14 protein-coding genes are annotated in these 14,131 nt (G+C 56.5%); 3 read left to right on the top strand and 11 right to left on the bottom strand.

All coding sequences use genetic code 11. From position 1 onward, the window contains the following. Window positions 1-49: 49 nt before the first annotated feature. The 8 genes from AC2FLD_RS17560 to AC2FLD_RS17525 are packed head-to-tail and all read right to left on the bottom strand — an operon-like array spanning window position 50 to window position 7,334. Window positions 50-892 carry a fumarylacetoacetate hydrolase family protein gene (locus AC2FLD_RS17560; RefSeq protein WP_496671784.1) on the bottom strand — a complete coding sequence of 281 codons (843 nt, stop codon included), beginning with the start codon at window positions 890-892 and terminating at the stop codon, window positions 50-52. 17 nt (window positions 893-909) lie between these two features. Further along, a complete protein-coding gene (locus AC2FLD_RS17555) occupies window positions 910-1,665 on the bottom strand; it encodes an SDR family oxidoreductase (protein WP_496671787.1) in 756 nt (251 codons plus the stop codon). Window positions 1,666-1,673: 8 nt separating this feature from the next. Next, complete coding sequence (locus AC2FLD_RS17550) at window positions 1,674-3,176, bottom strand: aldehyde dehydrogenase (NADP(+)) (protein ID WP_496671789.1); 1,503 nt, start codon at window positions 3,174-3,176, stop codon at window positions 1,674-1,676. 12 nt (window positions 3,177-3,188) lie between these two features. Beyond that, window positions 3,189-4,301 (bottom strand): fumarylacetoacetate hydrolase family protein, encoded by a 1,113-nt coding sequence (locus AC2FLD_RS17545; RefSeq protein ID WP_496671791.1) that lies wholly within the window; start codon window positions 4,299-4,301, stop codon window positions 3,189-3,191. A gap of 1 nt (window position 4,302) precedes the next feature. Further along, window positions 4,303-5,133 carry an amidohydrolase family protein gene (locus AC2FLD_RS17540; RefSeq protein WP_496671793.1) on the bottom strand — a complete coding sequence of 277 codons (831 nt, stop codon included), beginning with the start codon at window positions 5,131-5,133 and terminating at the stop codon, window positions 4,303-4,305. After that, entirely contained in the window at window positions 5,130-5,558 is a 429-nt protein-coding gene (locus tag AC2FLD_RS17535) for an RbsD/FucU family protein (protein ID WP_496671796.1), read from the bottom strand. Before AC2FLD_RS17535 ends, AC2FLD_RS17540 begins: the two co-directional genes overlap by 4 nt. Then, entirely contained in the window at window positions 5,548-6,600 is a 1,053-nt protein-coding gene (locus AC2FLD_RS17530) for an aldo/keto reductase (RefSeq protein ID WP_496671798.1), read from the bottom strand. Before AC2FLD_RS17530 ends, AC2FLD_RS17535 begins: the two co-directional genes overlap by 11 nt. Continuing rightward, window positions 6,597-7,334 carry a GntR family transcriptional regulator gene (locus AC2FLD_RS17525; RefSeq protein WP_496671801.1) on the bottom strand — a complete coding sequence of 246 codons (738 nt, stop codon included), beginning with the start codon at window positions 7,332-7,334 and terminating at the stop codon, window positions 6,597-6,599. The genes AC2FLD_RS17530 and AC2FLD_RS17525 overlap by 4 nt, the downstream gene beginning before the upstream one ends. 84 nt (window positions 7,335-7,418) lie before the next feature. Here AC2FLD_RS17525 and AC2FLD_RS17520 point away from each other — a divergent pair, with 84 nt between their 5' ends. Then, window positions 7,419-8,972: a UxaA family hydrolase gene (locus AC2FLD_RS17520; protein WP_496671803.1), complete on the top strand. Its 1,554-nt coding sequence runs from the start codon at window positions 7,419-7,421 to the stop codon at window positions 8,970-8,972. Between the two features lie 146 nt (window positions 8,973-9,118). Here the strand turns inward: AC2FLD_RS17520 and AC2FLD_RS17515 are convergent, their stop codons facing one another. The 3 genes from AC2FLD_RS17515 to AC2FLD_RS17505 form a co-directional block, all read right to left on the bottom strand. Next, window positions 9,119-10,072, bottom strand: a complete 954-nt coding sequence (locus AC2FLD_RS17515) for an autoinducer binding domain-containing protein (RefSeq protein ID WP_496671806.1) — start codon at window positions 10,070-10,072, stop codon at window positions 9,119-9,121. A gap of 186 nt (window positions 10,073-10,258) precedes the next feature. After that, window positions 10,259-11,548, bottom strand: a complete 1,290-nt coding sequence (locus AC2FLD_RS17510; RefSeq protein ID WP_496671809.1) for a helix-turn-helix domain-containing protein — start codon at window positions 11,546-11,548, stop codon at window positions 10,259-10,261. A gap of 367 nt (window positions 11,549-11,915) precedes the next feature. Beyond that, window positions 11,916-12,638, bottom strand: a complete 723-nt coding sequence (locus tag AC2FLD_RS17505) for a hypothetical protein (protein WP_496671812.1) — start codon at window positions 12,636-12,638, stop codon at window positions 11,916-11,918. A 155-nt stretch (window positions 12,639-12,793) separates the two neighbouring features. Between AC2FLD_RS17505 and AC2FLD_RS17500 the strand changes: the two genes are divergently transcribed. Both AC2FLD_RS17500 and AC2FLD_RS17495 read left to right on the top strand, forming a co-directional pair. After that, entirely contained in the window at window positions 12,794-13,150 is a 357-nt protein-coding gene (locus AC2FLD_RS17500) for a hypothetical protein (RefSeq protein WP_142638830.1), read from the top strand. Between the two features lie 48 nt (window positions 13,151-13,198). Next, window positions 13,199-13,612: a thermonuclease family protein gene (locus AC2FLD_RS17495; protein ID WP_496671815.1), complete on the top strand. Its 414-nt coding sequence runs from the start codon at window positions 13,199-13,201 to the stop codon at window positions 13,610-13,612. Window positions 13,613-14,131 lie beyond the last annotated feature (519 nt).

Here is a 14,131-nt window from a genome sequence, read left to right as displayed (position 1 = left end):
GATACGCTTTTGTTTCAACGCTTTTTTGGCCTTGGTTGACAGAAAGCCCCTATCCCTGGATGACATCCTGTCGCTGCACGCCCAGCCCTTCGATGCTAAGTTCAATCTTGTCTCCGGGTTTTAGATAGGTCTGCGGGTTTTGACCCATACCGACGCCAGGGGGTGTCCCTGTTGAAATCACGTCCCCGGGTTGCAGTGACATAAACTGCGATAGGTGTGAGATCACCGTAGCAACACCAAAATGCATCGTTTTGGTCGACCCATCCTGATAGCGGTGCCCGTTCACCTCAAGATACATGGGCAAGTTCTGTGGGTCAGGTACTTCGTCTCGTGTCACCAGCCAAGGGCCGATTGGGCCGAATGTGTCCGCGGACTTTCCTTTGACCCATTGGCCTGAGCGGTGCAGTTGGAAATCGCGCTCTGACAAATCGTTTACAACACAGTACCCGGCGACGTGTTCCATGGCTTCGGCCTCAGAGACGTATTTAGCCTCTTTACCGATGACGACACCCAGCTCCACCTCCCAGTCGGTTTTGACCGATCCGCGCGGGATTTCGACCGTGTCATTGGGGCCAACGATGGCAGAAGTCGCCTTAAAGAAAATCACCGGCTCAGCAGGTAGTTCCATACCGCTTTCCGCAGCGTGATCGGCGTAGTTCAGACCGACGCAGATGAGTTTGCCGACATTGCTAACGCATGGGCCGATGCGCGGATCTCCATCTACCACCGGCAGGCTGTCCACATCTGTTGCTTGCAATTTTTCAAGAACGGCGTCGCCGAGAGTTTCGCCCGCGATGTCATCAACCACTCCGGAAAGGTCACGAACTGAGCCATCCGATGCCAAGATACCGGGTTTTTCAGCACCTTTGGGGCCATAACGTAGTAGTTTCATTGTAAAGTCCTTCCTGTTCAGACCGTCCAGCCGCCATCTATGGCAAACGGCTGACCCGAAGTGTATTTGCTGGCATCACTGGCCAAATACAGAGCCAGTTCTGCGATCTCTTCCGCAGTACCAATTCGGCCCATCGGCTGACGGGCAATGAAATCGGTCATTGCCTGTTCGTAATCTCCTGTGGCGCGCAGCCTGTCATGCAGACTGGGGCTGTCGACTGTGCCGGGACAAATCGCGTTGCACCGAATGCCCTGGGTTACGAAATCGGCAGCCACCGACTTGGTCAGGCCAATTACCGCTGCTTTTGATGCGCAATAGGCAAATCGGTTGGGCACACCTTTCATGGATGATGCGACCGACGACATGTTGATGATTGACCCACCACCTGCTTCTAGCATTCCTGGAAGGGTCAGGCGGATCAGTCTGAACATGGCTTTGACATTAAGGTCGAAGCTGAAATCCCAATCCTTTTCGCGGCACTCAAGGATTGAACCCCCTGCAACATAGCCCGCACAGTTAAACAGAATGTCGAGCTTTGGCAGGTCGGCCGCAGCAGCTGTCACTGCCTCATTGTCCGTTGCGTCCAGCTTGAGCGGCTCGATACCCGCGATACCGCCCAATTCTGCAAGCGAAGCATCGTTGATATCGCTGGCGATCACGCGTGCGCCTTCGGTGGCAAACAATTCGGCGGTTGCACGGCCAATACCTTGGCCAGCTGCTGTGATCAGAGCGGTCTTACCTGCAAGCCGGTTGGATGGTTTGAATGTCGTCATTGGTAGCCTCAAAATTTCTCGGGCAGTAAGTCTGTTGGGATGTCCTGATAACAAACTGGTCGCAGGAAACGGCGTATCGACAATGTTCCCACGGATGTTGCGCCAAAGTTAGTTGATGCGGGGTAGGGGCCGCCGTGAACCATGCTGTCACACACTTCGACGCCGGTTGGGAAGCCGTTGGCCAATAGGCGCCCCGCCTTTCGTTCAAGCAGAGGAAGCAGCGCCTGAGCCTCGGGTTTGTCGCCAGCGTCCAGATGTAGTGTGCAGGTCAGCTGCCCTTCGATGGTCCGCGCGATCTGTTGCATCTGAGAGCTGTCGTTCACGCGTACGATAATGCCCATTGGTCCGAAAACCTCTTTCTGCAGCTTGCGGTCGGCCAGCCAGTTTTCGCCGGAGACTGCGAACAGGTACGGCGCGGCATCGCGCGTCTCGCAAACGGTGCCCATGATCTTGGAAACACCTTTACCGGCGGCGACGCGCGAAACGCCGCCGCGATACGCTGCCGCAATTCCAGCGGTTAGCATTGTCTGTTCAGCTACCGCGGATAGGCCGCTCTCAGCCGCCGCCTGAAATGCATCGGCTTCGGGTCCGTCAATGATCACGGCAATGCCGGGATTGGTGCAGAACTGACCCGCGCCCATGGTAAGCGAAGCTGACCAGCCCGCGCCGATCTCCGCCCCGCGCGCGGCAGCGGCTTGCGGCAAGATAAACATGGGGTTGACCGAGCCCAGCTCACCAAAAAACGGAATAGGTTCATCCCGCTGCGCGCACAGGTCATACAGGGCGCGGCCGCCCGCCAGGCTGCCGGTAAAGCCCACCGCCCTGACCAGTGGATGCTGCACCAGCCGCGTGCCCACGTCCCGTTTGCCGCCTTGTACTAGGGAAAACACACCTGGATGTGTGTCGGTCGCCTTGATGGCCGCGTCGATTGCTTGGGCGACAATTTCGCCAGTGCCGGGATGGGCAGAATGGCCTTTGACAACAATGGGGCATCCTGCGGCCAGTGCCGCGGCGGTATCGCCCCCCGCAACCGAGAAGGCCAGCGGAAAGTTTGACGCGCCGAACACCGCAACAGGACCCAGCGGGCGCTGGATCATGCGCAGGTCGGGGCGGGGCAAGGGTGCGCGATCCGGCATCGCCGGGTCATGGCGCATGTCCAGATAATCACCCGCTTCGATGTGATTGGCGAAAAGGCGTAGCTGGCCAACGGTGCGACCGCGTTCCCCCTGAAGGCGCGCCTGGGGCAAGCCAGTTTCCTGAGTGCCGATCTCGGTGATGGCATCTCCACGTGCGTCAATCTCATCTGCGATCTTGCGCAGAAGCGCCGCGCGCTCGGCGCGCGAGGACCATCCAAAAGTGGCAAACGCCGCCTCAGCCGATTGCACTGCGCTATCGACCAATGCCGCCGTCCCGACAGAAAAATCATGGCTTGGTCCATGCGCGGGTTCGGATGCAAAAGTCGCATCTGCGCCGACCCATTTGCCAGCGATCAGGTGTTTTCCAGTCAACATACTCGTTCTCTCTTACAGAAGGCCGCGATGGGCGAGGTTTCGCATCAAGTGTGACGCCCCGAAGGTCCATTCGGGGCATTCCGTTGAAAGGCGCACGGTGTTCGTCAGCGCCCCAAGCTGAGTGTTGGCGATGGTGACGACGTCGCCAAGTTTGTGCGTGAACCCGCCGCCAGGGGTATCCCGGTCCTGAGTTGGGGCGAAGAGCGTGCCGAGAAACAGCATCAGCCCGTCAGGATATTGGTGGTGGCGTCCGATTGTCTGCTTCACAAGATCTGCAGGATCGCGGCTGATCTGGGACATGAACGAGCTGCCGTTCAGCACAAACCCATCCGGTCCGGTGACGGTCAGTGTCAGTTCAGCCTGACGCACATCATCCAGCGTGAACCCATCGTCGAACAACCGGATCATTGGCCCGATCGCGCAGGAGGCGTTGTTGTCCTTGGCTTTGCTTAGCAACAACGCCGAACGCCCTTCGACATCGCGCAGGTTCACATCATTGCCCAGCGTTGCGCCCTTGATCTCGCCCTTTGAGGTAACGGCCAGAACAACTTCGGGTTCAGGGTTGTTCCAGGTCGAAACGGGGTGCAGCCCGATATCCGCGTCGAACCCGACTGATGACAGGACCTGCGCCTTTGAAAACACTTCGGCGTCGGGGCCGATCCCGACTTCCAGATACTGGCTCCAGAGACCTTCAGCGATCAGCGCTTCTTTAACCTCTGCGGCTGCGTCCGAGCCCGGTACGATGTTCCAGAGGCTGTCTCCGATACGGTCCCCGATGCGCGCCCGGATCGCGTCGGCTTTGGCAGGATCGCCAGCGGCCTGTTCTTCGATCACGCGCTCAACCATGGAGCCGGCAAATGTGACACCGCAGGCCTTAACCACCTGCAGGTCGCAAGGTGCGAGCCATTGGTGGTCGGCGTGCAAGGGGCCGATATCTTCACCTTGGGCGTTGCGTACATAATCCGCTGCGTCGTCGCGTTCGAGAATGTCCCGGACGGTTGGTGCCGTTTTCGACGTAATATCGACAACCTGCCCGTTGCGCAGGGTTACCACGCTGGGTCCGACGTCAGCACGCTCAATACGGCCGAGCCACAGTCCGTTTGAGTCCAATGTAGGTATGGTCATTTCAGTCCCTGAGTCTATAGGCGCGGGCGGCATTCCCACCCATGATCGCCTGGCGTTCTGCGTTGCTTAGTTGGCTCAGCAGCGTGTCGGTGGTTTCACACCAACGCTCGTAGCTGCTAGCCAAGGTGCAAACCGGCCAATCGCTGCCCCAGATCAGACGCGACGGACCGAAAGTGTTCAGCAGGTGATCCACATAGGGGCGTAGGTCTTCGGTCGTCCAGTCTGCTGCGGCTTCCGTCACAAGACCGGACAGCTTACACCATGCGCTGCTATCTCGGGACAAGGCCGCCATGTTGTCAGACCAATCACCGAAGATCCCGTCTTTGATCAATGGTTTCGATCCATGATCTATGACCACACGCATATCAGGATGGCGCTCAAGAAGTTGTCTGAGCGGGCCCAGATGTTGCGGCAAGGTTAACGCATCGAATGTCAGGTCGTGCTGTTGGGTCGCCTCGAACGCCGGTTGCAGCGTCTCACCAAGCATCCACAAAGGATCGGCGATGTTCTGTATCATCGGGCGGAGACCGACCAGTGCTGGGTGCGCGGCCAACGCAGCAATCTGCGCGCCAATATCATTAGCTTCAAAATCAACCCAGCCGACAACACCTTTGATGAATGCATTCTGGTCGGCCAGCGAGAGCATGTATTCGGTCTCAGGCACGGTGGGTGCCGCTTGGACAAGGACCGTGCCATCGATCCCGGCAGCCTTTAGCAGGGGCATTAGATCGTCCGGGGTGAAATCCCGGTAGATCGTGTCCAGATCGGGCGTCAGCCAGCCATAGTCGCCACGCGCCAAAGCCCAGAAATGCTGATGCGCGTCGATCCTCATCCGAGCACGCCCTTTTTCAAGATGATATTGCCATAAAGCCTGCGTTCGCCTGTCTGAATGATGGCAAAAGCGTTGGCCGCACGGTCGTAGAACGCAAACCGTTCCAAGCCTTGAACCTTGGTTGGATTGTCGGCGGTCATGTCGATGATACGCTGAAAATCCGCGACTGCTTCTGGAATCGCTTCCGGGTCACCGACAACTTGCATGGTCAATGCCGGATCGGGTACGAAGGTGTCCAGCGGCATCACGGACAACACAGCTTGCAACGCTTCACTGGCCGAAGACCCATCCGCCCGGATGCAGTCTGGCCCGCTACTGGAGCCCGGGAAATTCGCGTCTGCGATGACGATCTCGTCACCATGGCCCATGGCCCTCAGGGCATAAAGCAACCCCGGCGACAGTATTGGGTCGATGTTACGCAGCATCGGCGGCCTCGCTTGGCAGAGGCGCGTCCTGTCGGATTAGACCTTCGGATCGCAGATCCGACCACAGACCCGGAGGAATGTCGCGCTCCATTAATGCCGCATTGGATTGGACTTCTGCTGCGTTGACGGCCCCTGGCACCACTGTTTTGACGCACGGATGACCCAGCACAAATTGCAGCGCTGCGGCGATCAGCGGAGTATCGTGCGCCGCGCAAACCGCTTCGATCTTACGGACCCGGTCCAGAATGTCTTCCGGCGCGTCTGCATAATTGTACTTGGCGCCGGGCACAGCTCCGGTGGCGAGAATGCCTGAATTGTAAGGCCCCCCAAGGATGATCCCGACATCGCGCTGCTCACAGAGTGGCAGGAAACTGTCGAGCGCTTCCTGCTCCAGCAGCGTATAGCGTCCGGCCAGCAGGAACCCGTCAAAGTCGCCCAACCCAAGCAGCTTTTCGCAGACCTGCCATTCGTTTACGCCCGCGCCAATTGCGGCGATTTCACCCGCATCGCGCAATTCGGTCAGAGCCTTGTACCCCCCGCCGTCAAAAAGCTCGCGCACCTTGGCGTCCGAAACCTCTTGGCTGCCTTGACTGAAGACACAGACATCGTGGACCAGAAGAATGTCAGAGTTCGCCACACCGATCCTGTCGCGGCTGGCCTCGTAAGATCGCATCACCCCGTCATAGGTATAGTCGAAGACGATTCTTTTCTGCGGTACATCGACGAAGGCTTCGGGGGTCACCTCATGCGGTTCGCAATCCAGCAACAGGCGACCAATCTTGGTCGAAAGCTGAATGTTCTCGCGACCGAACCGATCGATCGCCTGCCCAAACCGATGCTCTGACCGGCCAAGCCCGTATTGCGGCGCGGTGTCGAAAAAACGGATGCCTGCGTCATAGGCGGCTTGCAATGCAGCCTGCGCGTCCTCGTCCGAGACTTTGCGGTATAGATTGCCCAACGGCGCCCCGCCGAACCCCATGCGGGTCAGGGGAACGGGCCGTGTGGTCCGGTTGTTCAGTAATTCTGTCTGGGAAACGGTCATCCTGCCTCGCTATTCAGCTGTGGGGTGAGGTTGAACAAATCGGGGTTTTGCTGTTCCAACTGTTCGATGCGCGGCATCAACTGCCCAAGGTGGGTACTCATAGCGTCCTGCGCAGCCTGTTCGTTGCGATTGCTGATTGCCTCGAAAATGGCCCTGTGCTCCGCCAATGTTTCAGCGATCCGGCCAGGGGTGGGCAGCAACAGCATGCGGGCGCGGCTGACTTGTAGTGAAACGGTCTGGGCGACATCCGCGAGGCGTCGAAAGCCGGTGAACTCCATCAGCAGGCCGTGGAATTCTTCGTCTGCCTGATAGAAGCCCGCGATGTCTTCATCCTCGATCAACAGCTCTTGCAGGCGCATGTTGCGGCTCAACCGCTTGCGCTGATCGTCGGTCAGATCGCGCGCGACTTTGGCAACGGTTGCAAGCTCAAGCGCTTCGCGCAGGAAAACGCCTTCGCGGATTTCATCCATCGAGAAATAGGATACGCGGGTGCCGGATTGCGGCACCACATCGACCAGCCCTTCAGAGGCCAATCGCGCGATCGCGTCTGCAACAGGCGCGCGTGATACGCCCAATCGTTCGCACACAGGAGCTTTCCGGAGGTTTGCTCCGGGAGGGAAATCAAGCGAGAGAATCGCCTGCTTCAGGGAGTGGTGAACCCGTTGTGTCAGCGGCCCTTCGATCGTCGTGATCTCAGGCAGCAGCGCGGCATTAATATCTTGGTGTTTGTTCATGTTTGGCTACTTAGCATTCTAACATGTTAGTTGACAAGTGTGGGTTCTGGATTTAGCAACATTGGTCAAGCAAGCGGGGAAGAGATGCAAGCAAACGGTGGCATAGATGTTTTGGAAAAGGCGACGCGCGACGTCGTGAAGCTTAATCCACAGGACAATATCGTCATTGCTCTGCGAGACTTGCAGGCGGGCGAACAACCGGCACATGTACCGGTGCCCCTGGCTGCGCCTGTTACCCGCGGTCACAAAATTGCGGTGTCATCAATCCAAATTGGCGAAAACGTTGTTCGTTATGGTCAGATCATCGGGCAAGCCAAAAGCGATATCGCGCCGGGTGAACATATCCACGTGCACAACCTCGTTATGGGCGCGCATCAACAAGACTATGCGCATGCCAGCGCCAACGCCCCGCTGCCTGCTCTGACTGAAGAGTGGACATTCGATGGATACCATCGCACCGACGGAAAGGTGGGCACCCGAAACTACATCGGTATTCTGACCACAGTGAACTGCTCGGGTTCTGTGGCGCGTTTTATCGCCGAAGCGGCGGAAAAATCCGGTCTGTTAGACAGTTTTCCCAATGTCGACGGCGTGGTGCCGATTGTGCATGGGACCGGTTGCGGAATGTCCGGCAGGGATGAGGGGTATGCCACCCTGTTCCGGACGCTGGCCGGGTATGCGCAGCATCCTAATTTCGGGGGTATCCTGCTGATTGGCCTGGGGTGTGAGGTCATGCAGGTGGCGGACCTTGTCGGCGGGCGATCAATCCGCGCTGACGGTGCCTTGCGCTATATGACCATTCAGAACGAGGGTGGAACCCGGCGTACCATCGAACGGGGGCTGGAAGAATTGCGCGGTATCGCTGAATTGGCCAATCAGGCCGAACGCGCTCCGTCTCCGATCAGTGCCATCACAGTGGGTATGCAATGTGGTGGCTCGGATGGATATTCGGGGATCACCGCAAACCCGGCCTTGGGATATGCCTCAGACTTGCTGGTGCGTCATGGCGGAACAACGATCCTGTCGGAGACCTCGGAAATCTACGGGGCAGAGCATCTGCTGACCCGGCGGGCTGAAACGGTCGAAGTTGGCGAAAAACTGATCGAACGCATACACTGGTGGGAGGATTACACTGCCCGCAACGGCGGTGAGATGGATAACAACCCAAGCCCCGGCAACAAGCGCGGCGGGTTGACTACTATTCTGGAAAAATCGCTGGGTGCTGTTGCCAAAGGAGGCACCGCGCCTCTTCGCGACGTCTACAAATTCGGTGAAATGGTCGATAAGCACGGGTTCGTTTTCATGGATAGCCCCGGGTTTGATCCTTGTTCGGTGACCGGACAAGTGGCCTCGGGCGCAAACCTGATCGTGTTTACCACCGGGCGCGGTTCGGTTTCGGGGTATCAGCCGACGCCCTGTATTAAGCTGGCCACCAATTCCGAGATGTATGCCCGCATGGCCGACGACATGGACCTGAACTGCGGTGACATCGTGACCAACGGGATCAGCATCGAGACAAAAGGCGAAGAGCTGTTTGAAATGCTCATCCGCGTCGCCTCGGGAGAAAAGACCAAAAGCGAGGAACTTGGCTTTGGGGGCGTTGAATTTGTCCCCTGGCAAATCGGCGCGGTGATGTGATCTGCATTCGACGAAAATGAAAGGGGCACTGCTGCAGCCCCAGTTTAGAATGTCCCCCGGCCTCACAATTTTCCGGCGTAAGTGAAATTATGTGCAACGTGCGCCTGCGGTCTTTTTAAAGACGAAGCAGTGCGTTTTAGCCGAATTCAGAGATACCTGATCCACACATTTTGATCCCGGTTGCACCCAAGTTCCTCGACCACCTCGTTTGCACTCAAGTTGAACTCTCTCGCGAGATCCGTGATCTGGACCTGCTGAAAGCTATCAGCGTTCCGAACCAGTCTGCCATCTTCAAAAGCGATAAACTCGTGAGACCTGCCACCCCAGCGGACGATCCCACCGCAGAGTCGCTGACTTTCCATTTTGACCAGTTCGGCCACAGGGTCGGCAAAGAAATCACTCCACTTAAGAAAACCGGTACTGACTGCCCGCGCAACCGCCTGTTCGATCGTCCGGCTTTTAAGCTTGGTGGTGATCGAAGCAGTCAGCGCATCAACGGTTCGCGAAGCGTGCCCCAATTGCCTAGCAATGACAGACGGTATCAAACCCGACGCGAGCATTTTCAACACATCCAACTCATCACCAGAGAGGGAATCCGAGGGAAAGTTGAATACGGTTTCAATGACATCGAGGGCAAGCAGATGCAGGACCTGCGCTTCATGGCGAAGAGCAGGGAGTATTCTCACGACCAAGGCGTCCCATTCAGGACGCGGCGCATTGGACGTGACGGTAAACACGCCGCGCTCGCCAAAAGGGTTGATCACTGGAATTGAAAGACCGTTCTGTCCCACGCCGAACTTTCTGGCGGCGTCGAATAGCGGCGCGTGTTCACGCTGTTCATCAAATACTGCCCAGTCGATTGGTGCGATCATGTTGGCTCCAAACCGAATGAGAGGATCGGCTATGACCAGGTCGTTGTCGACGTAATGCCTGACCCATTCAGCGGGGAATGTGGTGCAGCCGTGGACCACGTTGTGATGCTTGTCGATATGGGCGTAGGATGCGTTTTCAAATCCAAACCTTTGGCAAATTTCCTGGAGGCGTGCCTCCCCCGATTGCCTGAAATCCAGTTCAGAACTGCCAATATCTGCGATTTTCATAGATTGTCTTTCTGTCTCGCGTTGCCGTCGAGACCGATTAGCAACCTAAAGCTGAACAAACCACTCGGGAATTCCCGTAGCCAATCACAGATTTGAATACTGTTCTGTTCAGGATGCGGCAACAGAGCGGAAACCCGCTGATGAGACGCGTGAATTTGAGAAGCCGGCGACGTACGCACCTCCAAACTAATATAAGTTCCCACGGTCCTCGCGAAGCCCATCTTCCTCCTCCCGCGCCCTTCGCGCCAAAAGCCCCATGAAACTGGAAATCAGGTTCAGTTCACCTCGTTCATCGGCCTTAACCATGCCCCGGAGATATCCTCCCGGATTAACCACCGGCGGCAGTTTAGGGTCACTCAGCCTCGCATCCGTGATCAACCCAGCCAGGATTGCGCCCATGACACCCAGACGATCAATCGCCATATGCCAAGCGGAGACATTGGTGCCAATTTCCGAAAGCCGGGACCAAACGCCGGTTTCAATCGCATAGAGGGTAGGGTTGAAACTCTGGGCGCCGCTTCCAGCGATATCGATATGCATACGAAGCTCGGGAGATGCCAGGTCATACAGGATGCGGTTATTCACCCGAGGCAGTTTTTGGGACTTGTGAGGTACCATATCAGTCGGATGATTGCTTTCTAAGCAATGCGCAGGGCCGTCAGGCCCGGAGCCCGAACAATTTGGGTCCGAGGCTTTAGCCGAGGGCATTGAAATCTCGGCATCGGCGTTACAGGACAGAATTTTTTCTTCAATTTGATCTTGTATATGGGACCCGAAACAAGCTTCGGGTTCACCCGAAATTTCACCGGGTTGAGCAACCAGCTCTTCGATCCTTTTCCAAAGGCCATTAGCCTCCTGAACATGTATCCTGAGCTGCTCCAACGACATGTATTTCAGCTTGTCAGAACGCGGCCAAGTATCAAATTTGGCCAACAATTCGTCAGCGCCGACAGGTGGGCAGGGGAGTGAGACAAGAACCGCCAGGCTGTGCTTCACATATCGATAAAGCCGTGATCGATCACCGCGCAGCTCATCATGTTCTTTCTTTTCGGCCTTGCTTCGCACCTCCGCGTCGAGCATCTCGGATATGAGGTCCAGGGCAGGGGACAGGAACAGTCCAAGCCCCTTGCGCCTACACCGTGCCCCGTTTGCGCCAAGCCTGCGTTCGATCAATCCAATGGCTTCCAGATCGCGTTCGTGATTGTGGATTGTCCGATCTGTCACGCCACGCCCGGCGATCAGTGTTTCCTGACGCGCGTAGCAAAAAGGTTCCTGGGACAGATCGCGAAACGCACATGGCGAGATCATGTCGATGATGATCTCAAAGGTGCGAATACACTGGGCGGATGCGCCTCTGATCTGGGCGTAGCACACACAAAGCTGCCGAAACCGGTCACGGTTCCAGCCCTCGGGAAGGCCGTTATGGAAGCGTATATTTTTGTGATGATGGGCGGATGAGATGTGCCGAAAGCTCATGGTTTCGACCTCACCTGGCAAAGGTCAGTATTGGCATCGCGGCTTAGCGGGGCAGGGTATTCGGTATGGTTCAGGGGTCTCATGGTCTGCTTCTCATTGGGGAAGCAAGGCGGCTCGAACCTCAGCGAAAAGACAGAGAAAAACCGTTCGCACAGATGCGTTTATCCTTGTCAGTAATTTGGGAACTTCCTATAAATCAGGTGATCAAACTTGACTTAAGAAGATCCCCGCTGAGGCCCCGCCTTGCGGGGTTTTTTTGTTTCTGGGGCTAGGTTATTCCTCCGGGCCAAACGGCCTGGTTTAAAAATACGGCTGGCGATTTTGGTGGCATAGCCAGGAGCAACGCGTTGTGCCGCAGGTAAACACGTCAGTATCGAATGAGTTCATAATCACTGAACCCGAATATGTCGGTCCACTCGACACCAACGCCGCGGAAGTAGCTGGGAGGCTCACAGCGATTGCCAAGGGGCAGCCAGGCTGGGATTGGCGCAGGAGCGCGATCGGACCAGTGAAAGCTCGCGTTGTCGTCATATGTGCCAACCACAAAATCAAGCGAGCGCTCACAATCGCCCTCTCGCGAACGACGGCGATAGCTGTAGTGGCGCACATCCCAAACCCTGATGGACCTGACAACGTCGAAATCGGGTGAGGAATGATCGACGCTGATCGGAGTGGCTTGAAAGCTATCGCCGGACTGGCCATGAAATGCCTGGATCGCTTCTGTTGAGATCGCAGCATCTACCAGCAATGGCTCTGTCGTATCGTCAGATGGAAGCTCTGGAATAGGGCTGGCACTGTTGCGCTTGATGGCGCCCAGCCTTTCCATGGGGCTCAAGCCTAAGAAGCTCTCTGAAGCTTTCATTGGACAGCGCCAGAGTTGGAGCGGCGGTTCGACCGGGTAGGGTGTGATGCGCCGAATGAACTCCCCCTTGGCTGCGACGCAATCAGTCGAACTTGGCCAACCCCCGGCGAGGCAAAGGAATATGGCACAGTCAATTGGATAGGCACTGGCCTGCGTGGCCGGCAGTGCAGCGAGTGCAACTGCAAGGGCCTTCGCGCGGCTTTGAATTCTGGGCTTTGAGTGGTTCATGATAGTCTCTCCTGCTTGCGAATCGCCTAAGCAATATCCGGCCAATATATTTCTGACAATCCAATATCGTATATTGGCGTACTTTCTTATATTGACGTAGATTGTGTTTTAGTCCACAACTTTTGGATGTAGAAGACGGCCCATAGGGGGTCGTCATGGCGGACAACAAGAGACAATACACTGTGGTAACCATCGAGATGGTCCGGGGCCTGAAAGAAGATCAGGTTCCCTTTACATGCCGCTACGAATTTATCGGACTCGCTTCCCTTGGACGACCTAAGTACCACTGCATTTACAGCTCGCCGAACTATGTCGGAGCCTTGTGCAAGTCGAAGATCTCTCGAGCGGGCGCTGAGCCCAGAGAGTTCGATCTTTGGCCGGGGCTTTTTAAGCATCACCAGGAATTTGGCGACGGGCGCATTCTCTGCGTCAAATCAGATTACACGATCGAGTCGATTACCCCAGAGGGTCTCGAAGCAGCTCAGGCCCTGGACGCGAAATCCAAAACCTGATCGGTCACGTTCGAGAACTCGGCACATCAAAATACTGGGGCAGGGCACATGAAACGGCTCTTGTTTCTCAGTGCTCCACTCGCGTCTTTGTTCATTGCTGCGGTTTGGATTGAACCATCAAAACAAACAAAGACCCTTAGCGCGTCCGAGGTGATTGCCATTGATGGTGACACGATCGACCACGGCGACGACCGCTACCGGCTCGTTGGCTTCGATACGCCTGAGACCTACCGGCCGCAATGCCGTGCGGAAATGACTCTGGGATTGAAAGCGAAAGCAAGGCTGACAGAGATCATCAAAACGGCGGGCCAGATAGAGTTGTTCATCCAACCAGATCTGGACGTGCATGACCGCTTCCTGGCGGTTGGGCGTGTGGCTGGGCAGGACGTCGGGACCATCCTGATTTCCGAGGGTCTCGCGCGCCCATACTCTGGCGGTAAACGCAGGTCTTGGTGTGGTTAAAAGAAAGGATCACACAACAGTTTATGACAATAAAGCAATCTCACTAAGCAATAAGCGGTCCTGTCGATTGCGCCAACAACCGACAGGACAAGAAACGCCCCAAATCCATCCGGGCATTCCTCCAACATCAAGAGAGAACTGTACTATGGTAAAAACAGTAACCCTAGATGCCGATCCTAGATTGGACAGCGCCGCGCCAGAGTCAATGGGTGCGGACCCAGACAACGTGCCTGAGCTTTCGGCCGCACAGCACTGACCGGCCACAGCGCAGAGCAGGACATCCCGACATATCAGCCAAACCTTCCGGCTGATTGATCTGAGCTGAAAGCAGGCTTTCTACGAAGCCCGCGAAGGGCTCAGTGCTGTGTTCCGGCATCCAGCTTCCTGCTGCTCAGATTCCGAACCTCATAATAGTTATTATGTAAACTTTACTGACCCATTTTTGAAAGGCGGAAAGGCGATCACAGTGGCCACTGACACTCCAAAAAACTCCGAAATTGGCCCCGGTTTTCTTCGCGA

This window comes from Ruegeria sp. CDSA021 (genome assembly GCF_059612325.1).
Note: the sequence above shows the minus strand (reverse complement) of the source record. Positions and strands in the feature narration are given on the sequence as shown.